The organism is Pectobacterium punjabense, assembly GCF_012427845.1.
GTDB classification, from domain to species: Bacteria; Pseudomonadota; Gammaproteobacteria; order Enterobacterales; family Enterobacteriaceae; genus Pectobacterium; species Pectobacterium punjabense.
Genome location: NZ_CP038498.1, coordinates 674598 through 697335, shown reverse-complemented (window position 1 = coordinate 697335; position 22738 = coordinate 674598). Strand labels below are relative to the sequence as shown.

Sequence of the window (22738 nt, the reverse complement as noted above, 5' to 3'; positions counted from 1 at the left end):
AGCCGCGGCGTAAGCCCCTTTGGGAATCTTACTGCCGCGCCTCTCGTGCAATTCACGCGCTACGACGCGGTGGAATTACAGCTCGATGGCAAAATAGTTTTTAGCGTTATCGAAACTGATGTTTTTCACCATTTCGCCCAGCAGCGGCAGATCGGCTGGCGCTTCGCCATCTTCCACCCAGCGGCCAATCATCTGGCACAGAATGCGGCGGAAATATTCATGACGGGTATAAGACAGGAAGCTACGGCTATCGGTCAGCATACCGACAAAGCGGCTCAGCAAACCAAGCTGCGCGAGCTGTGTCATCTGGCGTTGCATACCGTCTTTCTGATCGTTGAACCACCAGCCAGAACCGAACTGCATCTTGCCCGGCATCCCTTCCCCCTGGAAGTTGCCGATCATGGTGCCGAGCACTTCGTTATCGCGCGGGTTCAGGCAATAAAGGATGGTTTTCGGCAGCAGGTTTTCTTCATTCTGCTTGCTGAGCAGGCGAGACAATTCCTGAGCCAGCGGACGGTCATTGATGGAGTCGAAACCGACATCTGGCCCCAGCAGCTTGAACTGACGCAGGTTATTGTTGCGCAGCGCACCAATGTGATACTGCTGAACCCAGCCACGACGGGCATATTCTGCACCCAGCCAAACCAGAACGCCGGTTTTGAACTGTGCCACTTCATGCTCGCTTAGCGTTTCGCCAGCCAAGCGACGCGCCAGAATGTTGTCCAGCGTTGCGTCATCCGCTTCAGCGAATAGCACCACATCCAGCGCATGGTCAGAAACTTTGCAACCGTGCGCCGCGAAGTGATCCAGACGCTTGGTCAGTGCCGTTTGCAGATCGCTGAAACGACGAATGTCGGTGTCAGAAACTTCACCCAATTTCGCCATATAGTCGTTGAAGGTCGCCAACTCGATGTTGAACGCTTTATCTGGACGCCAGCTCGGCAGCACCTTGATGGAGAAGCTTGAATCCTGAGCAACGGTTTTGTGGTGGCGCAGATCGTCAATCGGATCGTCTGTCGTACCCACCATTTTCACGTTCATCTGCTGCATGATGCCGCGCGCGGTAAAGTCATCGCGTTCCAACATCGCATTACAACGATCCCAAATATCTTTTGCCGTGTCTGGCGACAGCAGCGTACCGGTTACGCCAAACGGACGACGCAGTTCCAGATGTGTCCAGTGATAAAGCGGGTTGCCGATGGTGTGCGGCACGGTAGCGGCCCAGGCTTCAAATTTTTCCCAATCGCTGGCATCACCCGTACACAAACGCTCAGGCACACCGTTGGTGCGCATCGCACGCCACTTGTAGTGATCGCCCTTCAACCAGATGTCATACAAATTTTTAAAGCGATAGTTTTCCGCAATCTGCTCAGGCGGTAAATGGCAGTGGTAGTCAAATATCGGTTGGTCGACGGCATACTCATGATAAAGGCGGCGGGCAAATTCAGTGTCTAACAGAAAATCTTCACTCAGAAACTGGGGCATGTTTTCTTCCTTACCGTGCTTCTTGTGCACCAAATGGGTTGGTCGTTAAAAGATATCACACCAATTATGCGCAATATCTCACAGCATTTGTGAGGTCATGATCGCAAAAATGTAACAAAGCAGTACAATAACTCAGCATTCATGGCCCTGTACGACTGGCTCTTCTCTATTTAAACAAATAATTCGTTATTCCGCATAAAAATAATGGTTTTGTGATATCACTCAACTTTTAAAGTTGTATGACAAATTATTGTAGCGCTGCCTTAAGCAGGGATTCAATCGCTATCTCACAAAGAGAAGGGTTTTCCTGTTCAGCACAACAAAAAAACGTGTCGCATTACATCACAAGACACCTCACACCGTGACGCTACTCAAGAGCCACCACTGTGTTTTTTATTGACTCGGAGAGAAAGTTAAATGCGTAAAATCAAAGGATTACGCTGGTATATGATCGGCTTGGTGACCATTGGCACCGTGCTGGGATATCTGACGCGTAATGCAATTTCTGTCGCTGCCCCGACGCTACAGGATCAATTGCATATCACCACACAGCAGTATTCTTACATCGTTGCTGCCTATTCAGCTTGTTATACCATTATGCAGCCCATCGCCGGCTACGTACTGGATTTGCTCGGCACAAAAATAGGCTATGCCATGTTTGCCATTCTGTGGGCGATCTTCTGTATGGGAACGGCGCTGGCAAACAGTTGGGGTGGCCTGGCTATCGCCCGCGGCGCGGTCGGTATGGCCGAAGCGGCCATGATCCCTGCGGGTCTGAAAGCCAGTAGCGAGTGGTTCCCGGCAAAAGAGCGTTCAGTCGCGGTCGGTTACTTCAATGTGGGATCATCTATCGGCGCGATGATTGCTCCACCGCTGGTGGTGTGGGCCATTGTGGCGCACAGCTGGGAAATGGCCTTTATCATTACTGGCGCCCTGAGCATGATCTGGGCCATTTGCTGGCTCGTTTTCTATAAGCACCCGAAAGATCAGAAAAAACTTAGCGACGAAGAGCGCGACTATATTCTTAGCGGGCAGGAAGCACAGCACCAAACCAATAACGCGAAAAAAATGTCTGCCTGGCAGATCCTGCGTAACCGCCAATTCTGGGGTATCGCCCTGCCGCGTTTTCTGGCTGAACCCGCGTGGGGCACGTTCAACGCATGGATACCGCTATTCATGTTTAAGGCCTACGGCTTTAACCTGAAAGAAATTGCCATGTTCGCCTGGATGCCAATGCTGTTCGCCGATATCGGCTGCATCCTGGGTGGCTACTTGCCAATGCTGTTCCAAAAGCATTTCAAAGTGAACCTGATCGTTTCGCGTAAGCTGGTCGTTACCATGGGTGCGGTACTGATGATTGGCCCCGGTATGATCGGGCTGTTCTCCAGTCCTTATGTTGCCATCGCACTGCTGTGCGTCGGTGGCTTCGCACACCAGTCGCTGTCTGGCGCGCTGATTACCCTGTCATCCGACGTATTTGGCCGTAATGAAGTCGCAACGGCAAATGGTTTGACCGGTATGGCGGCCTGGATGGCAAGCACCATGTTTGCATTAGTGGTCGGTGCATTGGCCGATACTATGGGCTTCAGCCCGCTGTTTGCTGCACTGGCAGTCTTTGATCTGTTGGGCGCTGTCGTCATCTGGACAGTGTTGAAAAACCAACCCGCGTCAGAAGTCGCCGCCGCCGCTGAAACATTGAAAGAAGCTAACCAGCACTGATAATCCCTGCATTATCCTGACTCATCCGGTATGATCGGATACCGGGTGAGCCACCTCCCCAGTCACACATTGTAATAACTGTGACCACAATATTGGTTACTGCCATTATTAAGTGGTATAACAAATCATCCCTCAAAGATTAACGAGATAGACACTCAGGCCCTGACGTGGCACATGGACCGTCATCTATCGAGAGTAGACATCATCATGGCACTCACTGAACCCAGACGGCTATACCAGCAGTTAGCCGCAGAATTAAAACAGCGTATCGAAAGCGGTATGTATCAGGTCGGCGAAAAATTACCGGCAGAACGTTATATTTCTGAAGAAATGAACGTCAGTCGCACCGTAGTGCGTGAAGCTATCATCATGCTGGAAGTCGAAGGGTACGTTGAAGTACGCAAGGGTTCAGGTATTCACGTTATTTCCAACCAGCAGAAGAATCCATTCATTAATAGTGGCGATATTGAATTCGTTGCGGCTGGTCCATTTGAGCTACTTCAGGCTCGTCAGCTCATTGAAAGTAACATTGCTGAATTTGCGGCCACGCAGGTGACCCGTCAGGACATCATTCAACTGATGGAGATTCAGGAATATGCGCGTCAGGAAGATCGCTTCCGTGATTCTCAGTGGGATCTCAAATTCCACGTTCAGGTTGCGCTGGCGACGCAAAACTCCGCGATGGCAACCATCGTCGAGAAAATGTGGAGCCAGCGGATTCACAATCCCTACTGGCGTAAGTTGCATGAGCACATCGACGACAAATCCATTGAAAGCTGGTGCGAAGAGCACGATCGCATCCTTAAAGCACTGATTCGCAAAGATCCATACGCGGCAAAACTGGCAATGTGGCAACATCTGGAAAATACCAAACAGATGCTATTTCGCGCCACAACGGATGATTTCGAGTTTAATGTCGATCGCTACATGTTCGCCGAAAATCCTGTCGTTCACCTCGACCAGATACACACAGGTAAACCCTAAAACGCTTTCCGCCCCTTGTTTTAAACGAGGGGTCATATTTTTGAACCCGAGAGAAAAGGTCAGAAAACGTTGATTTCTGTCAGCGAGTGTAAAATATCGTAGAAACCCCAACTCTTCCTCGAAAAATCCCCCTAAATCGCCTCGGTTGTCGTAATATTTCCCTGTCTCAGTAACACCTATTTTGTTACAGTTAACGCGTCTTTCTTACGCTTAATCCATCGCTTCGGGCGTAAAGTCTGCCAAGGCCAAACAATCCCTAAGCCACCTGTTTATCAGGTTCGCAGCGAGAAGCGAGCATCAAGTCAGACACCAGCGTCACTATCGGCGGAAGCAAACAGAGATCATCAAAAAAACTATAATCCTGTGCCCCGATATACCCTAAATAACGTGAAATATGACGGGTATAAAACTGTATTCACTCTTGTCATGTCCAGAAGCGTGATTGTCGCCAAGGCTAAAATGAAACAGCAGTATTAGGAATACCGGATGGAATTAATCAAAGAACTGTTAAACGCGCTCTGGCATCAGGATTTCGATATTTTAGCCGACCCGAAGCTGGTGTGGACCATCTACATCTTGTTGTTTTTAATTATATTTCTTGAAAATGGTCTGCTTCCCGCCGCGTTCTTGCCCGGTGATAGCTTACTCATTTTGGTCGGCGTCCTCGTCGCCAAAGGTACGATGAATTACCCTTTTACGATATTTCTACTGACGACGGCCGCCAGCCTCGGCTGCTGGGCTAGCTATGTACAAGGGAAATGGCTTGGTAACACAGGAGTTGTGCAGGGCTGGCTATCACACTTACCCGCACACTATCACCAACGTGCCCATCAACTCTTCCACCGTCATGGCCTGTCCGCACTTTTAGTTGGTCGTTTTCTGGCTTTTGTAAGAACGCTGTTACCGACCATTGCAGGTTTGTCTGGCTTGAACAACGCGCGCTTTCAGTTCTTCAACTGGATGAGCGGGTTCCTGTGGGTGTTTATTCTGGTTACGCTGGGCTTTGCCTTGGGGAAAACGACGATCTTCCAAAAGTACGAAGACGAACTGATGTTTTTCCTTATGATGCTGCCCCTCGCGCTACTGTTTATCGGCCTATTTGGATCGCTCTTTGTACTTTGGCGTAAAAAACGTGATGCCAACGCCAATAATGCAGAAAAAGGAAGCTAACTGTGTCAATTCATTGGCTATTCCCTAAGCTTTCCCCCAAGAAAGTAGGACGCATACTGCTCTTACTTGCCCTGCCACTTATTGCCTTAACGCAGTCCCAATCGCTACGTCTTTCCCAAGACGATGCTATGCTACACATCAAGCCTTATGAAGGTGCCGCATTGCCAGATGGCTTTTACGTGTATCAGCGTCTTAATGAAAAAGGGATTGCGATCAAAAGTATTACGCCAGAACAAGATAGCCTGATCGTCCGTCTTGCCTCACCAGAGCAAAGTATCGCTGCCAGAGATGTTCTGCGTTTGTCCCTGCCTAAGGTCACCATTACTGCACAGCAAGCGACAACCCCAACACCATTCTGGCAGCAGAAACTGACACAGAAACAATCCAAACTGGGGTGACGAATATGAAATTGTCTCCATCCATAATTGCATTATCTGTCCTGTTTTCCGGCCATACGCTGGCCAACACCGCCAATCAAGTAGAAACTTGTCAACAGAAAGCGCAGGATATTCAGCGCCAAATCGATGAAGCGCACAAGCACGGTAACCAGAACCGCATCAATGGGTTAGAAAAGGCGCTGGACGGCGTAAGAACCCATTGTACGGACGCCGGGCTAGCAGAGAAACGTCAAGAAGCTATTGAGGAAAAACGCAAAGACGTCGCTGAACGGCAGCAGGAACTGAATGAAAGCCGTCAGAAACGGGATGACGCAGAAAAGATCCTTAAACGTGAAAGAAAACTAGCTGAAGCCGAGCAGGAGTTGCGCGCGGCGGAAAGCGGCTCATCGCACTAACACCTCACCACACGGCTCCGATAAAATAGTGCCCATACAAAACGCCGACAATTGTTCATTTTGTATTCAAAAACCAAATCACTAAAATTTACAGCGAGTTATCAGAATTGTCCGTACCCGTTTGGGGCGGCATAAATCTCAGCTTCAGCTATAGTTAACGTTCAGGTTTATAACATGAAGGGTTATTAATATGGCTAAAGATCAAAATTCTGAGTACCTACGCGCCGAATTGAAATCACTGGCGGACACGCTGGAAGAAGTATTAAGCACCTCTAGCGATAAGTCTAAAGCGGAACTGGACAAGCTGCGCAATAAGGCAGAGAGCGCGCTGAAAGAAACCCGCAGCCGCCTGAGCGATACCGGTGAGCGCATCGCATCCCAAACCAAAGAAGCGGTTGAATCAGCGGATGACTATGTGCGTCAGAATCCGTGGACGGGTGTCGGCATTGGTGCCGCAGTCGGCGTCGTGCTTGGCGTCCTGCTGTCTCGCCGCTAATTAGCAGATTGTTATGACAGATAAACTACAACAAGGCCCCGCAAGCGGGGTCATGGCTTCTGCTCAGCGCATCATCTCCATTATTGTCAGCATGGTGGAAAGCCGTGTCCGATTGGCTGTGATTGAATTAGAGGAAGAGAAAGCCAATCTCATTCAGTTGCTGATTATGGTCGGTTTGACGCTGCTTTTTGCCGCTTTTGGCATTATGAGCCTGATTGCGCTGATCATCTGGGGCATTGACCCACAATATCGTCTCTTTGCGCTGGGGTGTATTACTGCCACATTACTTGGGTTGGCGCTGATAGGCGGCATATGGACACTTCTGAAAGTACGTCGTTCTACCTTGCTCAAAGCGACACGCAAGGAGCTGGCGACCGACAGATCGCTGTTGGAGGAGGAAACTAAGTGAACCAGCGCCAACAGCGAGACAGAGAAAAAGCCCAGTTACTGCGCCGGATACAGCAACAGCGGCTGGATTTATCGGCCGGTAAGAAACACTGGCTGGATACCACAGCCCGTTACGATCGCGGCTGGCAAAGCCTGATGCAGTGGCGTAAATACTGGATCGTGGGCTCCAGCCTCGTGGCACTCTATGGCGTGCGCCATCCCAGCCGCATGATTCGTTGGGGACGCCGCCTCGTCGGGCTTTGGGGGACATTCCGACTCGTGCGCAAAACATTTGACCAACGTCCGTGACTCTCTCTGTTTCATCGATTATTTGCCTTCCCCACATTAGACACTTTTCATCTCACTTTTTGCCTAACGCGCTCACGTTATTACAGCGCGTTCTTGACAATTTAACCGAACATCAATTTTTCTGAAATAAAACAACAATTATACTCGCTGGTAGCGTAAATCATCTCCCTATACTATCTGCCCATAACCTGATGGCGGGCCAAATTTTCAGACAACACCTGCTGCAACAAACACAACAGGGCCATATAGCCCACAACAAAATTAATTGGAGAGATGATGAAAAATTTAGAAAGCACTGCACTGCTGGTTGCACGTATCTTAATGCCAATTCTGTTTATCGTTGCAGGTTACGGTAAGCTGGGTGATGCCTATGCAGGCACACAGCAATATATGCAGGCAATGGGTGTACCGACCTTCCTGCTGCCGCTGACGATTCTGCTGGAGCTGGGTGGTGGTCTGGCAGTTCTGTTCGGGCTGCTGACACGTACTGTCGCGCTGTTCACTGCTGGCTTTACGCTGCTGACCGCACTGATTTTCCACTCTAACTTTGCAGAAGGCATGAACCAACTGATGTTCATGAAAAACCTGACCATCGCGGGTGGTTACCTCCTGCTGGCTGTAACTGGCCCAGGCGCATTCAGCATCGACCGTCTGCTGGGCAAAAAGTGGTAAGACGAGCCTTTTCCGGCCTGTACTACACTTAATCATCGAATAATGAATTAGACGGCAAGCTCACAAAGCTTGCCGTCGTCTTATCATCACTCACTAACGGGAGGATTTATGGGACAACTGGTTGATGGCGTATGGCACGATACCTGGTATGAAACCAAATCTACCGGCGGTCACTTTAAACGTTCAGAATCCGTATTCCGCAATTGGGTAACGCCTGATGGTTCCCCTGGCCTCACCGGTAAAGGTGGTTTTCCCGCTCAATCTGGCCGTTATCATCTGTATGTTTCACTCGCCTGTCCGTGGGCACATCGCACTCTGCTAATGCGACAGTTGAAAGGATTGGAAAATCACATCGCGGTTTCGGTAGTTCATCCACTCATGCTCGATCACGGTTGGACGTTCGGTACAGATTTTGAGGCCGCGACGGGCGACTTGCTCTATCAGCACGAATTTCTCTACCAACTCTACCTTCACGCCAAACCGGGCTACAGCGGTCGTGTAACGGTTCCTGTCCTGTGGGACACCGAGCAGCACACTATCGTCAGTAATGAATCTGCAGATATCATCCGTATGCTGAACAGCGCTTTTGATTGTCTGGGCGCAACAGCCGGAGACTACTACCCGGAAGCGCTACGAACTCAGATTGACGAATTGAACGGCTGGATTTACGACAAGGTCAACAACGGTGTTTACAAAGCGGGTTTTGCGACGAGCCAATCAGCCTACGATGAGTCTGCCACCACCGTTTTCGCCGCGCTATCCGATCTGGAAACCATTCTGGCAAAACAGCGTTATCTGACTGGTGAGCAGTTAACCGAGGCCGATTTGCGGCTGTGGACGACATTGATCCGTTTCGATCCTGTCTATCATACGCATTTTAAATGCGATAAATATCGCCTGAGCGATTATCCCAATCTGTTCGGTTTTTTGCGTGATATTTATCAGATGCCTGGCATCGCTGATACCGTCGATATGGCGCATATTCGCCACCATTACTATCGTAGCCACGGCACGATTAATCCACATGGTGTGATTTCTCTGGGCCCAGAGCAAGATCTGAACCAGCCTCACCAGCGTGATAAGACGTTTGTCAGTTTATACTGAAGTAATAAATGTAGCGGCAAGGTGTGATACCACACCTTGCCGCAGAAAAGCGTAAAATTTAAGGCTGGTTCAGCAGTTTGGGAATTTCCCGCAGGAACCAGGATTTCGCTTCGCCCATGCTGTCTCGCCGCCACGCCATAATAATCTGGCTTTCCATCTGATGTTCCGGCCCAATCACCAGTAAGCGCCCTTCGGCAATATCCTGCGCTACCATTGGATAAGGCATGGTTGCGACACCTAATCCAGCCAGCAGTGCACGCCGTTTATCATCTAGCGAACTCACCGTCAGACGCTGCTGCTTATCCAATAGTTGCACCGTCAGCACCGGGCGTTCACGCGCGGTATCCGCGACTGCAATCCCGCGATATTTCACACGGGTCGCATCTGACAGCGGCTCAGGCTCCTGATGGATGGGGTGCTCTGGGCTAGCGACGTAAACGTTATTCATCGTATACAGTTTGCGGGTATTCATTTCGGACGACGCACGAAAATGCATGTCCGGCGCAATCACGATATCGGCACGCCCTTGTTCAAGACGCTCCCACGCCCCTGCCAGCACTTCAGTCAGAATCGATACCTGCGTATTCGCTTTGAGCGCCAGTTTATCGATTAGGGGAAAAATCCGCTGAGTTGGAATCAGGGCTTCCGTCACAATCGTCAGGTGCGTTTCCCAACCGCGAGCCAGCGCCTCCGCATCCGTGGTGAGTTTATCTGCGGCTTCCAGCAGAATACGCCCGCGTTCCAACAACATTCGTCCAACATTCGTGAATTTAGTACGATGCCCGGAACGATCGAACAGCACCACATCTAACTCTTCTTCCAGTTTCTGCATGGTATAGCTCAGTGCCGAAGGCACCCTACCCAATTCGTCTGCCGCAGCGGCAAAGCTGCCACGACGATCGATCGCATCCATCACCCTCAGGGCTTCCAGCGTCAATGCTCGTTCTCTCGCCATCTTCGTACTCATTCAGGAATTTTGAATATACCGACCAGATTAACTAGCTAACAATCCAACGTCCACACAATTACTATCGGTTTAAGAAATAATTATCTGGGGGATAAAAATTATGATCACACGAAGAGCAGCCGGGCAATGCGGCCAGGCCGATTATGGCTGGTTGCAGGCACGCTACACTTTCTCTTTCGGTCACTATTTTGACCCACAGTTACTGGGCTATGCTTCTCTTCGCGTGCTCAATCAGGAAGTACTGGCACCGGGGGCATCATTCCAGCCGCGAACTTACCCACGGGTTGATATCCTGAACATTATTCTTCAGGGCGAAGCAGAATACCGTGACAGCAACGGCGGTCATATTCAGGCTAAAGCTGGCGATGTTTTGTTGCTTGCCACTCAACCAAACGTCAGCTATAGCGAACATAATACCAACCCCAGCAGCCCGTTGACGCGCCTACAATTATGGTTGAATGCCTGCCAAACCAGAGAGAACAGCCCGCTGCAACGCATGGGGCTCAATTCATCAAGTCATACTCTGCTCGCGTCACCGGAAGGCGAGCAGGATAGTCTACAACTGCGCCAACAGGTCTGGATTCACCATGTCGATCTCCAGCCGAATGAACAAAGCACGATAGTGCTACAAGGGAATCAGGCATATCTCCAACTGATTCACGGTTCAATGACGGTGAAAAGCGATCGGCACAGTGAAACATTACACTGCGGCGATGGTGCTTTCATTAAGGAAGAAACAACGTTGACGCTACAGGCAGAATCTCCTTTGCGAGCGCTGCTCATCGATCTGGTCGTGTAGTTCCTCTTCCCATCGTCTTCGCAGGAAAGCGCCACTCGCTCGGCGTTTTTATTCAGCCGTGGTAAGATATCTGTCTTGTTCCTCAATGTGTCAGGGTGATATGACAATGGATTCAACCAAACAGGACAAACTTCTTGCCCAGGCTGAACAGATTTGTCAGCAGCGCGCTGTGCGTCTAACGCCACAGCGGTTGGAGGTTCTACGCCTTATGGCACAGCAAACGGGTGCTATCAGCGCTTATGACCTGCTGGATCTTCTGCGACTCACAGAACCTCAGGCTAAACCGCCCACTGTATATCGCGCACTGGACTTTCTGCTGGAACAGGGCTTTATCCACCGCGTTGAATCAAACAACAGCTATGTGCTGTGTCACCATATCGAAGATCACAGTCATACGTCTGCCCTTTTCATCTGCGACCGCTGCGGGCAAGTCACTGAACGTCAAACCGAAGGTGTAGAAGAAACGCTACGCAGTCTGGCGCAGCAGTCAGGGTTTACGCTGCGTCACAGCGTTGTGGAAGCACATGGGTTGTGTGGAGACTGTCAGGAAGTGGCATCATGCAAACAGCCGGATCATTGCGATCACGACCATACTGTTCCTATTAAAAAACGATAGCCCTTGGGCTATCGTTTTTTACGAACGGCTAGCTCCAGTCACTGTTACGAATAACGCCAACCGCTAAACCTTCTATCGAAAAACTTTGCTGACGCAGGTCGACAACGATAGGGGCGAACTCTTCATTTTCAGCGAGAAGATGCACTGTATTACCCTGCTTCTTCAGGCGTTTCACCGTTACTTCATCGTCAATACGCGCCACCACAATCTGACCGTTGCGCACATCTTCTGTTTTATGTACGGCCAGCAAATCGCCATCCATAATACCAATATTTTTCATCGACATACCGCTGACACGCAACAAAAAGTCGGCGCTAGGTTTAAACATAGCGGGGTCAACCTGATAGCGGCATTCGATATGTTCCTGTGCCAACAGAGGTTCACCTGCGGCGACACGACCAACCAGAGGAATTCCCGTCTCTTCTTCCATGAGCAGACGAATACCACGAGACGCGCCCGAAACAATTTCAATCACGCCTTTACGCGCCAGAGCTTTCAGATGTTCTTCAGCCGCATTTGGAGAGCGGAATCCCAGCTGTTGGGCAATTTCCGCCCTCGTTGGCGGCATTCCGGTTTGCGCAATATGATCGCGGATCAGGTCATAAACCTGCTGCTGCCTTGCTGTTAATACTTTCATTCCGCCCCCTGGTTGTTTATACAGTCTTGCTGTGAGTATATACAGGTAAGGCACAATTGGGAATCGAGATATAGGCAAAGCCCCTGACTTTTATTCATTTATGCGGAGCGTCAGGCAAAATGTTGCCAGAGGATACTGCCCCATACGACAGCAGCTAACAAGATGGCAACAAAGACAGCCGCTGACCCAATATCTTTCGCCCGACCGGACAATTCGTGGTGCTCTAAACCAATGCGATCGACGACAGCTTCAATGGCGCTGTTAGCCAGTTCAAACAGCATGATCAACACAACAGATCCGATAAGCAGCAGTTTTTCAACCAGCGTCACCGGTAGTAAACACGCAATAATAATACCGACAACCGTCAGTATCGTTTCCTGACGAAACGCCGCCTCGTGCTGCCAGGCCTGCTTCAGTCCCTTAAAGGAATAACCGGTAGCCTTAATAATCCGGGTCATCCCCGTTGCTTTATTCATTTATCCTCCATTTTTAGACTCTAAATAATTCGAGTTTCAGGCAGGCGGCAAGAGAGGGAGTCCCGATGAGCTTACTCAAGTAAGTGATTCGGGTGACTGAACGCTGCCAACGCACATGCAACTTGAAGTATGACGAGTATATGCAAAATAGTTCGCATTTTAACGCGCTTACGTTGTCTCATCACCACAGATCTCTGGCGCAGTTTCTGGTATCCTTGCGGCGCGTTGCTAACAAGAGGCTCCATGTTGTTATGTCAGGTTGGCGTAAAATTTACTATAAACTATTGAATCTCCCACTGAAACTGTTGGTGAAAAGCAAAGTTATTCCCGCAGATCCGGTGGTCGAGTTGGGGTTAGATCCCTCACGTCCTATACTCTATGTTCTGCCTTATAACTCTCAGGCGGACCTATTGACGCTACGTGCGAAATGTCTGGCATTGGGGTTACCCGATCCCTCGCAGCCGTTCGAATTCAATGGCGTCGAACTCCCCAGCCATGTCTTTATTAATGACGGGCCGCGCGTTTTCCGCTACTACGTTCCCAAGCAGAAATCCGTCAAACTGTTCCACGACTATCTGGACTTGCACCGTGCCAATCCAGATTTAGATGTGCAGATGGTGCCGGTTTCCGTGATGTTTGGGCGTTCTCCAGGTCGGGAAGGCCATTCACAGGCCACACCACACCTGCGATTGCTCAACGGCATCGAGAAATTCTTCGCCGTACTGTGGCTAGGCCGTGACAGCTTTGTCCGCTTCTCCAGCCCGGTGTCGCTGCGCTATATGGCGACCGAGCATGGTACTGACAAAACCATAGCCCACAAACTGGCGCGTGTCGCGCGTATGCATTTCTCCCGTCAGCGTTTGGCGGCAGTTGGCCCACGCTTACCCGTACGTCAGGAGCTATTTAACAAGCTGCTGGACTCCAAAGCGATCAAGAAAGCCGTAGACGATGAGGCGCGCAGTAAGAAGATTTCCCACGAGAAAGCGCAGCAAAATGCAATCGCGCTGATGGAGGAAATCGCTGCCGACTTCTCTTACGAAGCGGTGCGTCTGTCAGATCGCGTATTGAGCTGGACGTGGAACCGTCTTTATCAGGGGATTAACGTCCATAACGCCGAACGCGTGCGACAACTGGCGCAGGATGGTCATGGTATTGTCTATGTGCCCTGCCACCGCAGCCATATGGATTACCTGCTGCTGTCCTACGTTCTGTATCATCAAGGCTTAGTTCCGCCGCACATCGCCGCAGGTATCAATCTTAATTTCTGGCCGGCGGGTCCCATCTTCCGCCGTCTTGGTGCGTTCTTTATTCGCCGGACCTTCAAAGGTAACAAGCTCTATTCCACAATTTTCCGCGAGTACTTGGGCGAGCTATTTGCCCGTGGTTATTCCGTTGAATACTTCATGGAAGGCGGGCGTTCGCGCACGGGACGTCTGTTAGAGCCCAAAACCGGTACGCTGGCGATGACCATTCAGGCTATGCTAAGAGGCGGTACGCGCCCTATCACACTGGTGCCGATTTATGTCGGCTACGAGCACGTGATGGAAGTCGGCACCTATGCGAAAGAGCTGCGCGGCGCGGTGAAGGAAAAAGAAGGCTTTATGCAGATGGTGCGCGGTTTGCGCAAGCTGCGTAATCTGGGTCAGGGCTATGTGAACTTCGGCGAACCTCTGCCGCTGACCACCTATCTGAACCAGCATGTGCCGCAATGGCGTGACGCGATTGACCCGATTGAGGCACAGCGCCCAAGCTGGCTAACGCCGACAGTGCAGGATATCTCCATGGATATCATGGTGCGCATCAATAACTCTGCGGCAGCGAACGCAATGAACCTGTGCTCTACCGCCCTGTTAGCATCGCGCCAGCGTTCTCTGACCCGTGAGCAAATGCATGAACAGCTAGACTGCTACCTGCAACTACTGCGCCAAGTGCCTTACCACAAAGATATTACAGCGCCTAAGAAGACAGCGGATGAACTGTTGGAACACGCGCTGGGCATGAACAAGTTTGAAGTAGAGAAGGACAGTATTGGTGACATCATCATTCTGCCGCGCGAGCAAGCGGTTCTGATGACGTATTATCGCAATAATATCCAGCACCTGTTGGTCTTGCCGTCGCTGATCGCCAGTATCGTCATTCATCATCGTCGGATTACTCTCGCCGACGTCGTGCAACAAATCACGCTAATCTATCCGCTGCTGCAAGCCGAGTTGTTCCTGCATTATTCCAAAGAGCAATTACCGGGCGTGCTGGAAACGCTAGCTAATGAACTGGTTCGACAACAGTTGCTGTGTAGCCGTGACGGCGAACTCGCCATTAATCCACCACGCATCCGTACGCTGCAACTGTTATCAGCTGGCGTGCGTGAGACGCTGCAACGTTATGCGATTACGCTGTCTTTGCTGTGCGCGAACCCAGAAATCAACCGTGGCACGCTGGAGAAAGAAAGCCGAAATATGGCACAGCGTCTGTCTGTTCTGCACGGTATTAATGCGCCGGAGTTTTTCGATAAAGCGGTGTTCTCAACGCTGGTCGCGACGTTACGCACAGCCGGATATATCACCGACAGTGCGGAAGCAGCGCAAGGTGATATCGTGGCAATCTACAACATCCTTGGCGATTTGATCACCCCGGAAGTTAGGTTGACTATCGAAAGTGCCAGTTCGTCTGCCGAAATGGAAACAGCCGGTCAGACGGTGGAAGAGGTAAAGCAGGAATAGTCAGGCAGGAACCACGGTAAAATGGTGGATAACACGCCGCCATCAAGCCGTGGACGCATTTAGCGTGACGATCCGTCAATAAAAAAAGCAGCGAGAAATCGCTGCTTTTTTGTCTCTACTGTCTACCTTACAGCCCAAACAGTACGCCAATAAATATCGCCATACCCGCATATTTATTATTGTGGAATGCCTTAAAACAGGCATCGCGCTCGCGCCCGGCAGTCAGTATTTGCTGATAGATAAACATCCCGCCAGCGACCAACAGCGAGATATAGTAGGGGGTTCCCAGCCCGGTGATCTTTCCTAAAATCAGCAGCAAGGCCAGCATACTCAACTGCAATAGCCCGATAATGAGATTATCAAAACGACCAAATAAGATCGCAGTAGACTTCACACCGATCTTCAGATCGTCATCACGATCCACCATCGCATATTGCGTATCGTAAGCCACCGTCCAGCAAATATACGCCAAAAACATCATCCAGCAGGTCACGGGCAAGCTTTCACTGACCGCGACGTAGGCCATCGGAATCGACCAGCCAAACGCCGCCCCCAGCACGAACTGAGGCAGATGGCTAATTCGTTTCATAAACGGATAAACCCATGCCAGTGCCAGCCCGGCGACAGACAATAGAATCGTCATCTTATTCAGCGTCAACACCAGACCAAACGCCAACAAGACCAGAACCACGAACAGAATTTTGGCTGATTGCTCGCTCACCTCGCCGCTGGGCAATGGGCGAGAAGCCGTACGTTTTACATGGCCGTCAAAATGCCTGTCGGCATAATCATTGATAACGCAACCCGCCGCACGCATAAGGAAAACGCCAGCGACAAAAACAAAGAGCGTCCACGGTGCAGGTGTTCCCCCTCCCGCCAGCCACAGCGCCCATAGCGTTGGCCACAGCAGTAACAGAGAACCTATCGGTTTATCAATTCGCATCAAGCGACAATAAGCCAGCCATTTCCCTGCTGTAACACTTCTTTCCAAGGATTTATCTCCTCAAATTACCTGCCAACCTTCATCACCAGGTGTGTAATAAACGGGTGATTCCGGTAAGAAAAGCTCAGTCAACAGTAACGGATACCCCGAAAGACACAGGCGGGAACGCCGCGCCCATAAACCTTCGCAACATCCGGTATGAATATAATCACGCGTCAGCGATTTTTGCTCAAACAGATAACGGCCTAACGGCTGATTGCCTATTTTGGTCAACGCTGAGCCTGAACCATCGAGCGTCTGTTGTGGGACAATCGTTCTGCCGAAAAGCCAAGGGCGATCGTCACCATACAGCACGACTTCACGCAGCCAGTAACGTTCATCAAGAGGGAGTTGATCGCGCTCTTCGCCCAATACCTGTGGCGTAATGAAACCCTCACGACAAAGCGTGACCCTCAGTTGGGCACAGTATTTTTCAAGCCGCTGCGTCATGGAACTGGTTTCCATCAACCAGTCACCAATGTGTTCAGGCAATACCGAAGGGGGTTCAGTAAACCAGGATATGGTGCGCAAAAGCGTTGACGCATCGTCAGACATTGTCCCTACTCCAGACAGGGTTGCTTATCGATAAAGCATTCGTAAATAAAGTAAGCGCCCCTATTGTAGCGCAGAATGCTTCCCCCGATAACACGCTATAAACCAATTCATCCCCGATGTGGCAACATTTTGGCAATGTGGCTGGTTACGCGCCAGCCATCGCGATACCTCTTTAGTCATTCACACAGCAGTTTGGTGGGAAATCAACAAGCACAAGTATGCTTATCTCAATAATGCATTGAATTGATTGATAGAAAAGAGGCGCATAAAAAAAGCACCACCCGGTATCGCGACCGGATAGTGCTCTTTAAAGGACAGAAAGACGAGCTTCTGTAACCTGACCGCCAGTCACCGGAAAATGGCTTCCGGTGGCAGGAGTGTCACATGTCGGGTAGCAGCAGCACATTACTGTGCCGCCGCCCCCTAAGAACCGTACATGCAAGTTTCCCCGCATACGGCTCAAGCCCTTATAAACCCGCACTACTGTTTGGGCCGACAACGTAATAACTAGCAAAATCAGTTGAGACAAAGTGAAGTTTTTGTTTATTTCTCAATATTTCATATAATCAAAAATTAACGAGTTATATCAATACCCCTTGGAAATCAAGGTTGCTTAACTAGAACAATTCTAAATTGCTTTAATTAATTCAGGGGGCTCCACGCCTCTCTGGGATTGCAGTATCAAAATAATTATTCTCAAAATTCATGTAATAGAGGAAGTATCGATCCATACCTGACCTTCTCCAACTCTTTCAGGATCGTTAACCTCAGGTAACGGCCGTCCGGTAAAGGTTCAAGTAGGAAGAGCACGGCTTCTTCCCACAATGCACACAGTGCCACCCTTTTGCTCCCTAGTCTCTCGAGTCGATCCCCTTCCGGTCAGGACTCTGTGCCGTTACACGGAGAACAACTCGGGGACATTCAAAAATTTGGCCAAAACAAGCCTCCTTGAATTCCCGTGAAGTTAGAGATCCTCATGATTTTACTAATCCATCTATAACCATTCAATGGTTATGGATCAATCTATGGCAATTTGGATGCAACATCATTAAATTATCGATTTCGTCACCACCGCCATCTACCCGTCTGATAATGTGATGGACATCCCAATCATCATTATCTCTGAATAGCTGGTGACAGATCGGGCACCGATAGCCCTGTCGCTCCCATATCATTCGCAGTTTTCCTCGCTGCATTTTGCCTTCTTTCCAGCGCTTAACCTGCCGCTGTTCGAAGTACAGCTCATCAACCGGATCGTATGGATTAGCCTGGGACTTGATTTTAATGTGACGTTTAATCGGGATATCTTTGCAGGACAGCAACCTTTGCAGGCCGTTGTCCGCATCGATACTCTGGAACACCCAGTTATCGCCACCGACTGAGTGAAAATACTTCGGTTTCACCCAGTACTTGTTGCGATTACCGTGCCGACGGCATGACCAGCGCCAGAGCAACTTCCAGACGCGATAGTCGATATAGCTAAACGTTTCTTTGGCAACAATATGACGATGATAATTTGCCCAACCCCGTAGTACCGGATTAAGTTGCCTTATCAGGTCACCCTGTTTTGACGCCGCATTGCGTTTCACTATCTGCCGGATTTTCTGAAGGTGATTGCGAAGACCTTTAGCAGCAGGCTTTATCAGCATTTTGCCTCGATACTTGCGCACGTTTTGCCCCAGAAAATCAAACCCATCCGAAATATGCGTGATCACCGTTTTTTCTGGTGATAATTGCAGCCCTCGGTCAGCCATAAAGGCCTCGACAAGAGGTTTGACTTTACTTTCCAGCAGCTCTTTCGAGATACCCGTAATAATGAAGTCGTCTGCGTAACGCACATAATTGACCTTGGTCTTGTAACTGGCTTTGGTGTTCTTCCGCCCGAAGTGAGCTTCTAACACCGCTTCCAGTCCATCCAATGCCATATTCGCCAACACCGGAGAGATAATGCCTCCCTGTGGTGTGCCAGCTTCGGTTGGATATAACCGACCGGATTCAATGAATCCCGCTTTAAGCCATTTCCCGAGCACCTGTTTATCCAACGGAATATTGGCAAGTAGCCAGTCATGACTGATATTGTCGAAACATCCTTTAATGTCGCCTTCCAATACCCATTCAGACGAACTTCCCCGACTGAGATTGACGAAACATTGCTCAATCGCATCCGCCGCTGAACGCACTGGACGAAAACCATAACTATTACGATCGGCCGTGGTTTCCGATACCGGGTCTAGTGCTGACAGGAATAGAGCCTGCATCGCACGATCCTTCATAGTCGGAATCCCTAATGGGCGACGTTTACCGTTGCTTTTAGGGATGTAAACACGCCTCAGCGGAGCAGGTTTGTAACCTGTGCGCGTCAGTTGACCTATCGCCAGCCATTTCTTTTCGGGAGTGTTCCAAAGTTCACGATCCACTCCAGCCGTCTTTTTGCCTCGATTTTCGGTAACTCGTCTGACAGCCAGTGCTTTAGCTGCAAACGAGCGCGTCAGCATCCTTTGCAGGGCTTTCACCCTACGCCAGCGCTTCTGCTCCGTTGCCTTTGCGATTCGTATCTGTAGCCCTCTGACCTGACGGTGTATCTGACGCCAGTTAATCTGGTGCCAGTTTTCCGCCCTGCCGGAAAGCGCAGATACTTTTATTAACGTACTCATCTTGCTACTCTCCTCAGTGCTTTTGGTTAGAAAGCCCCGAGCGAAAGCAGACGGACAGCCCCCTTGCGGGAGTTATCTTTTGCTCCCGCAAGGGTCTGGTTAAGGTGGGTATGAACCACCTTAGCCAACTTTCTGTCACATTAGGTTTGCTTTACAGTACTGCACACAATTAAAGACCAGCCAGAAGTCTGCCCCGTTTCCGGTAGGGGAACGTTTAACCCCTTATCCACTCGATTAAAGAATGGCATTCGCTTCTTCCAACCTCCGCTACCCGCACTCTCAACAGTTTGTCTTACGACTCCCCTGCCACAAGGGCAAAAATACGGGCTTACCGAGTTCCGTACTCATGACACGAATCACTTAGGTTCTGCCTATACACCGAAGGTCTGATGGCAACGTATTCCCAGATGTAAAAGGAATAACCGACCCTGTACCTTTTGGTCACAGCATATCAGTAGCTTTTGCTGCTTGCGGCTGACGGTGCTTACAACAGTTCACTTAACGTTAACCCTATGATCCAGCCTAGCCTCTCATCCGCCTGCTACTGGCAAAATCCATTGCTTACCTCACGGTAACGCAATGCCCACACATCGAGGAGTACATTGTCAGAACGCTCTCACACCTCACCATTACTGGTAACGCGCTGCTCCTAGGCTACTGTTAGTTACATAACAGGTCTGGCTCTGCATCAAACAGCAATACAGTCAGACAATCATCAGTACAGCTTCACACCGGTAGGCGCTAGTGCACATAGTGTTGATAAAGACGATAGTTACCCCGCTACATCACAAGTCAAACCTCAACTTGCTTCAGCGTGAATCTTTTGGACGTTACAATAGTTATTGTCGTTACTATATTTGATAAATTTCAAATAGTTATAACAGTTAATACATTTGTAAGTTTTAGGGGATTCTGACTTTAAAGCCATATCCAGAAGTTAGTTCTTCGCTTAGCGAAGAGCCGATGTTCCGGAGGCATTTAAAGTCCGGAACATCGGACATTTATCATATTTGTGCTAATTTAGCGGGAAATAGTGAGCATAACATTCGTTAATACTCACTATGGAAGTAGTCCGCTAGGCTAGCTACCTACACGACTCTCGTCGCACTACATCATGCCGCCCATACCACCCATACCGCCCATGCCACCAGCAGCACCTAAATCAGGCGCATCGCCTTTCGGCAGGTCGGTGACCATACATTCGGTGGTGATCATCAGACCAGCAACGGAAGCGGCAAATTGCAGCGCAGAACGGGTAACTTTGGTCGGGTCCAGGATACCGAAATCGATCATGTTGCCGTATTCTTCAGTTGCTGCGTTGTAACCGTAGTTACCTTCGCCCGCTTTAACAGAATTCGCAACCACAGACGGCTCTTCACCGGCATTGGAAACGATCTGACGCAGTGGAGCTTCCATCGCGCGCAGCGCAACTTTGATACCCACGTTCTGATCTTCGTTCTGAGCAGTCAGAGAAGCCAGTTTAGCGGCAACGCGAACCAGCGCCACGCCACCACCCGCAACCACGCCTTCTTCTACCGCGGCGCGAGTCGCAGCCAGGGCATCTTCAACGCGTGCTTTCTTCTCTTTCATTTCAACTTCAGTTGCTGCGCCAACTTTGATAACGGCTACGCCGCCAGCCAGTTTAGCCACACGCTCTTGCAGTTTTTCTTTGTCGTAGTCTGAGGTCGCTTCTTCAACCTGCTGACGGATCTGAGCAACACGGCCCTGGATCGCAGCTTCTTCACCCGTACCATCGATGATAGTAGTCGTGTCTTTGTTGATAACAACGCGTTTTGCCTGACCCAGATCTTCCAACGTCGCTTTTTCCAGCTCCAGACCGATCTCTTCAGAGATAACGGTACCGCCAGTCAGCGTAGCGATGTCTTGCAGCATTGCTTTACGACGGTCGCCGAAGCCCGGTGCTTTCACCGCAGCCACTTTCACGATGCCGCGCATGGTGTTAACCACCAGCGTTGCCAGCGCTTCGCCTTCAACGTCTTCAGCAACGATAACCAGTGGTTTGCCCGCTTTCGCTACAGCTTCCAGAACTGGCAGCATTTCGCGGATGTTGGAGATTTTTTTGTCAGCCAGCAGGATGAACGGGCTTTCCAGTTCTACCGCACCGGTTTCTGGCTTGTTGATGAAGTACGGAGACAGGTAGCCACGGTCGAACTGCATACCTTCAACCACGTCCAGCTCGTCTTGCAGACCAGTACCTTCTTCAACGGTGATAACACCTTCTTTACCGACTTTGTCCATTGCTTCGGCAATCATTTTGCCTACAGTTTCGTCGGAGTTAGCAGAGATGGTACCCACCTGAGCAATAGCTTTAGAGTCAGAGCACGGTACAGACAGTGCTTTCAGCTCTTCAACAGCAGCGATAACGGCTTTATCGATACCGCGCTTCAGATCCATCGGGTTCATGCCCGCTGCAACAGCTTTCAGGCCTTCAGTGATGATAGCCTGCGCCAATACGGTTGCGGTCGTGGTGCCGTCGCCTGCTGCGTCATTCGCTTTAGAGGCAACTTCTTTCACCATCTGTGCGCCCATGTTTTCGAACTTGTCTTCCAGCTCGATTTCGCGCGCAACAGATACGCCGTCTTTAGTAATGGTCGGTGCACCGAAGGATTTATCCAAAACTACGTTACGGCCTTTCGGGCCCAGGGTAACCTTCACTGCATCAGCCAGTACATTCACGCCGCGCAGCATTTTTACGCGAGCGTCATTACCGAATTTTACGTCTTTAGCTGCCATGGTGTATTTCCCTTAAATTCGTTCAGTTCAGATGATTACGCGCAATTACGCTTCAACAATTGCCAGAATGTCGCTTTCAGACATGATCAACACTTCTTCGTTATCGATCTTCTCTGCTTTCACGCCATAGCCATCATTGAAAATAACGATGTCGCCCACTTTCACATCCAGCGGCTTCACTTCGCCATTTTCCAGGATACGTCCGTGACCTACGGCCAGAACTTCACCACGGGTAGATTTACCAGCAGCGGAACCAGTCAGTACGATACCGCCAGCAGATTTTGACTCAACTTCTTTGCGCTTGACGATCACGCGGTCATGCAATGGACGAATATTCATTGATAGCTCTCCTTTGAGAAAGTCCATATCGGTTTAGGATAAACGCCGACGATGTCTTCATAACAACTATGTTTTCATAACGATTATGCTTTTCATAATCGGCCTTGTGGTTTTCTAAGT

The 22738-nt window shown here is 50.0% G+C and carries 22 protein-coding genes; 13 read left to right on the top strand and 9 right to left on the bottom strand.

Translation table 11 applies throughout. The features are described from left to right. Nucleotides 1-75: 75 nt before the first annotated feature. A complete protein-coding gene (uxaC, locus tag E2566_RS03145) occupies nt 76-1485 on the bottom strand; it encodes a glucuronate isomerase (protein ID WP_107170143.1) in 1410 nt (469 codons plus the stop codon). 417 nt (nt 1486-1902) lie between these two features. Here uxaC and E2566_RS03140 point away from each other — a divergent pair, with 417 nt between their 5' ends. The 10 genes from E2566_RS03140 to E2566_RS03095 all read left to right on the top strand — a co-directional run bounded on the left by E2566_RS03140 (nt 1903) and on the right by E2566_RS03095 (nt 9119). After that, on the top strand, nt 1903-3204 hold the full coding sequence (locus E2566_RS03140; protein WP_107170144.1) for an MFS transporter: 1302 nt from the start codon (nt 1903-1905) through the stop codon (nt 3202-3204). 207 nt (nt 3205-3411) lie between these two features. After that, nucleotides 3412-4188, top strand: coding sequence for a transcriptional regulator ExuR (gene exuR / locus E2566_RS03135; RefSeq protein ID WP_107170145.1), 777 nt, complete (start codon nt 3412-3414; stop codon nt 4186-4188). Nucleotides 4189-4674: 486 nt separating this feature from the next. Beyond that, the gene (locus E2566_RS03130; protein ID WP_107170146.1) at nt 4675-5358 is read left to right on the top strand and encodes a DedA family protein; all 684 of its coding nucleotides are present in this window, start codon (nt 4675-4677) and stop codon (nt 5356-5358) included. A 2-nt stretch (nt 5359-5360) separates the two neighbouring features. Further along, the gene (gene mzrA, locus E2566_RS03125; protein WP_107170147.1) at nt 5361-5756 is read left to right on the top strand and encodes an EnvZ/OmpR regulon moderator MzrA; all 396 of its coding nucleotides are present in this window, start codon (nt 5361-5363) and stop codon (nt 5754-5756) included. A 5-nt stretch (nt 5757-5761) separates the two neighbouring features. After that, entirely contained in the window at nt 5762-6151 is a 390-nt protein-coding gene (locus tag E2566_RS03120) for a DUF1090 domain-containing protein (protein ID WP_107170148.1), read from the top strand. Nucleotides 6152-6341: 190 nt separating this feature from the next. Continuing rightward, the gene (locus E2566_RS03115; RefSeq protein ID WP_005971326.1) at nt 6342-6647 is read left to right on the top strand and encodes an ElaB/YgaM/YqjD family protein; all 306 of its coding nucleotides are present in this window, start codon (nt 6342-6344) and stop codon (nt 6645-6647) included. A 13-nt stretch (nt 6648-6660) separates the two neighbouring features. Next, nucleotides 6661-7056 carry a phage holin family protein gene (locus tag E2566_RS03110; RefSeq protein ID WP_107170149.1) on the top strand — a complete coding sequence of 132 codons (396 nt, stop codon included), beginning with the start codon at nt 6661-6663 and terminating at the stop codon, nt 7054-7056. Next, the gene (locus E2566_RS03105; RefSeq protein ID WP_107170150.1) at nt 7053-7343 is read left to right on the top strand and encodes a YqjK-like family protein; all 291 of its coding nucleotides are present in this window, start codon (nt 7053-7055) and stop codon (nt 7341-7343) included. The genes E2566_RS03110 and E2566_RS03105 overlap by 4 nt, the downstream gene beginning before the upstream one ends. Nucleotides 7344-7619: 276 nt before the next feature. Continuing rightward, the gene (locus E2566_RS03100; protein WP_010298854.1) at nt 7620-8015 is read left to right on the top strand and encodes a DoxX family protein; all 396 of its coding nucleotides are present in this window, start codon (nt 7620-7622) and stop codon (nt 8013-8015) included. Between the two features lie 108 nt (nt 8016-8123). Continuing rightward, nucleotides 8124-9119 (top strand): glutathione S-transferase family protein, encoded by a 996-nt coding sequence (locus E2566_RS03095; protein WP_107170151.1) that lies wholly within the window; start codon nt 8124-8126, stop codon nt 9117-9119. Nucleotides 9120-9177: 58 nt separating this feature from the next. Here the strand turns inward: E2566_RS03095 and E2566_RS03090 are convergent, their stop codons facing one another. Further along, the gene (locus E2566_RS03090) at nt 9178-10074 is read right to left on the bottom strand and encodes a LysR family transcriptional regulator (protein ID WP_005971317.1); all 897 of its coding nucleotides are present in this window, start codon (nt 10072-10074) and stop codon (nt 9178-9180) included. 112 nt (nt 10075-10186) lie between these two features. Between E2566_RS03090 and E2566_RS03085 the strand changes: the two genes are divergently transcribed. Both E2566_RS03085 and zur read left to right on the top strand, forming a co-directional pair. Next, the gene (locus E2566_RS03085; RefSeq protein WP_107170152.1) at nt 10187-10885 is read left to right on the top strand and encodes a pirin family protein; all 699 of its coding nucleotides are present in this window, start codon (nt 10187-10189) and stop codon (nt 10883-10885) included. Nucleotides 10886-10991: 106 nt separating this feature from the next. Next, a complete protein-coding gene (zur, locus tag E2566_RS03080) occupies nt 10992-11501 on the top strand; it encodes a zinc uptake transcriptional repressor Zur (RefSeq protein ID WP_107170153.1) in 510 nt (169 codons plus the stop codon). 28 nt (nt 11502-11529) lie between these two features. On the opposite strand, the gene lexA is transcribed toward zur, so the two are convergent. Both lexA and E2566_RS03070 read right to left on the bottom strand, forming a co-directional pair. After that, nucleotides 11530-12138 carry a transcriptional repressor LexA gene (gene lexA, locus E2566_RS03075; protein ID WP_005971310.1) on the bottom strand — a complete coding sequence of 203 codons (609 nt, stop codon included), beginning with the start codon at nt 12136-12138 and terminating at the stop codon, nt 11530-11532. Nucleotides 12139-12248: 110 nt separating this feature from the next. Next, nucleotides 12249-12614 carry a diacylglycerol kinase gene (locus tag E2566_RS03070; protein ID WP_107170154.1) on the bottom strand — a complete coding sequence of 122 codons (366 nt, stop codon included), beginning with the start codon at nt 12612-12614 and terminating at the stop codon, nt 12249-12251. A gap of 251 nt (nt 12615-12865) precedes the next feature. Between E2566_RS03070 and plsB the strand changes: the two genes are divergently transcribed. Further along, complete coding sequence (plsB, locus tag E2566_RS03065; protein WP_107170155.1) at nt 12866-15334, top strand: glycerol-3-phosphate 1-O-acyltransferase PlsB; 2469 nt, start codon at nt 12866-12868, stop codon at nt 15332-15334. A 127-nt stretch (nt 15335-15461) separates the two neighbouring features. On the opposite strand, the gene ubiA is transcribed toward plsB, so the two are convergent. The 5 genes from ubiA to E2566_RS03040 form a co-directional block, all read right to left on the bottom strand. Next, on the bottom strand, nt 15462-16325 hold the full coding sequence (gene ubiA / locus E2566_RS03060) for a 4-hydroxybenzoate octaprenyltransferase (protein WP_107170156.1): 864 nt from the start codon (nt 16323-16325) through the stop codon (nt 15462-15464). 12 nt (nt 16326-16337) lie between these two features. Next, nucleotides 16338-16871 (bottom strand): chorismate lyase, encoded by a 534-nt coding sequence (gene ubiC, locus E2566_RS03055; RefSeq protein WP_107170157.1) that lies wholly within the window; start codon nt 16869-16871, stop codon nt 16338-16340. A gap of 1004 nt (nt 16872-17875) precedes the next feature. Further along, the gene (gene ltrA / locus E2566_RS03050; protein ID WP_107170158.1) at nt 17876-19525 is read right to left on the bottom strand and encodes a group II intron reverse transcriptase/maturase; all 1650 of its coding nucleotides are present in this window, start codon (nt 19523-19525) and stop codon (nt 17876-17878) included. A 1107-nt stretch (nt 19526-20632) separates the two neighbouring features. Next, on the bottom strand, nt 20633-22279 hold the full coding sequence (groL, locus tag E2566_RS03045) for a chaperonin GroEL (RefSeq protein ID WP_107170159.1): 1647 nt from the start codon (nt 22277-22279) through the stop codon (nt 20633-20635). Nucleotides 22280-22324: 45 nt separating this feature from the next. Further along, on the bottom strand, nt 22325-22618 hold the full coding sequence (locus tag E2566_RS03040; RefSeq protein WP_005971295.1) for a co-chaperone GroES: 294 nt from the start codon (nt 22616-22618) through the stop codon (nt 22325-22327). Nucleotides 22619-22738: the final 120 nt, after the last annotated feature.

Coding starts and splice junctions, on each gene's coding strand:
- uxaC (WP_107170143.1), bottom strand. CDS start 1,485: ATGCCCCAGTTTCTGAGTGAAGATTTTCTGTTAGACACTGAATTTGCC.
- E2566_RS03140 (WP_107170144.1), top strand. CDS start 1,903: ATGCGTAAAATCAAAGGATTACGCTGGTATATGATCGGCTTGGTGACC.
- exuR (WP_107170145.1), top strand. CDS start 3,412: ATGGCACTCACTGAACCCAGACGGCTATACCAGCAGTTAGCCGCAGAA.
- E2566_RS03130 (WP_107170146.1), top strand. CDS start 4,675: ATGGAATTAATCAAAGAACTGTTAAACGCGCTCTGGCATCAGGATTTC.
- E2566_RS03120 (WP_107170148.1), top strand. CDS start 5,762: ATGAAATTGTCTCCATCCATAATTGCATTATCTGTCCTGTTTTCCGGC.
- E2566_RS03115 (WP_005971326.1), top strand. CDS start 6,342: ATGGCTAAAGATCAAAATTCTGAGTACCTACGCGCCGAATTGAAATCA.
- E2566_RS03110 (WP_107170149.1), top strand. CDS start 6,661: ATGACAGATAAACTACAACAAGGCCCCGCAAGCGGGGTCATGGCTTCT.
- E2566_RS03100 (WP_010298854.1), top strand. CDS start 7,620: ATGAAAAATTTAGAAAGCACTGCACTGCTGGTTGCACGTATCTTAATG.
- E2566_RS03095 (WP_107170151.1), top strand. CDS start 8,124: ATGGGACAACTGGTTGATGGCGTATGGCACGATACCTGGTATGAAACC.
- E2566_RS03090 (WP_005971317.1), bottom strand. CDS start 10,074: ATGGCGAGAGAACGAGCATTGACGCTGGAAGCCCTGAGGGTGATGGAT.
- E2566_RS03085 (WP_107170152.1), top strand. CDS start 10,187: ATGATCACACGAAGAGCAGCCGGGCAATGCGGCCAGGCCGATTATGGC.
- zur (WP_107170153.1), top strand. CDS start 10,992: ATGGATTCAACCAAACAGGACAAACTTCTTGCCCAGGCTGAACAGATT.
- lexA (WP_005971310.1), bottom strand. CDS start 12,138: ATGAAAGTATTAACAGCAAGGCAGCAGCAGGTTTATGACCTGATCCGC.
- E2566_RS03070 (WP_107170154.1), bottom strand. CDS start 12,614: ATGAATAAAGCAACGGGGATGACCCGGATTATTAAGGCTACCGGTTAT.
- plsB (WP_107170155.1), top strand. CDS start 12,866: ATGTCAGGTTGGCGTAAAATTTACTATAAACTATTGAATCTCCCACTG.
- ubiC (WP_107170157.1), bottom strand. CDS start 16,871: ATGTCTGACGATGCGTCAACGCTTTTGCGCACCATATCCTGGTTTACT.
- ltrA (WP_107170158.1), bottom strand. CDS start 19,525: ATGAGTACGTTAATAAAAGTATCTGCGCTTTCCGGCAGGGCGGAAAAC.
- groL (WP_107170159.1), bottom strand. CDS start 22,279: ATGGCAGCTAAAGACGTAAAATTCGGTAATGACGCTCGCGTAAAAATG.
- E2566_RS03040 (WP_005971295.1), bottom strand. CDS start 22,618: ATGAATATTCGTCCATTGCATGACCGCGTGATCGTCAAGCGCAAAGAA.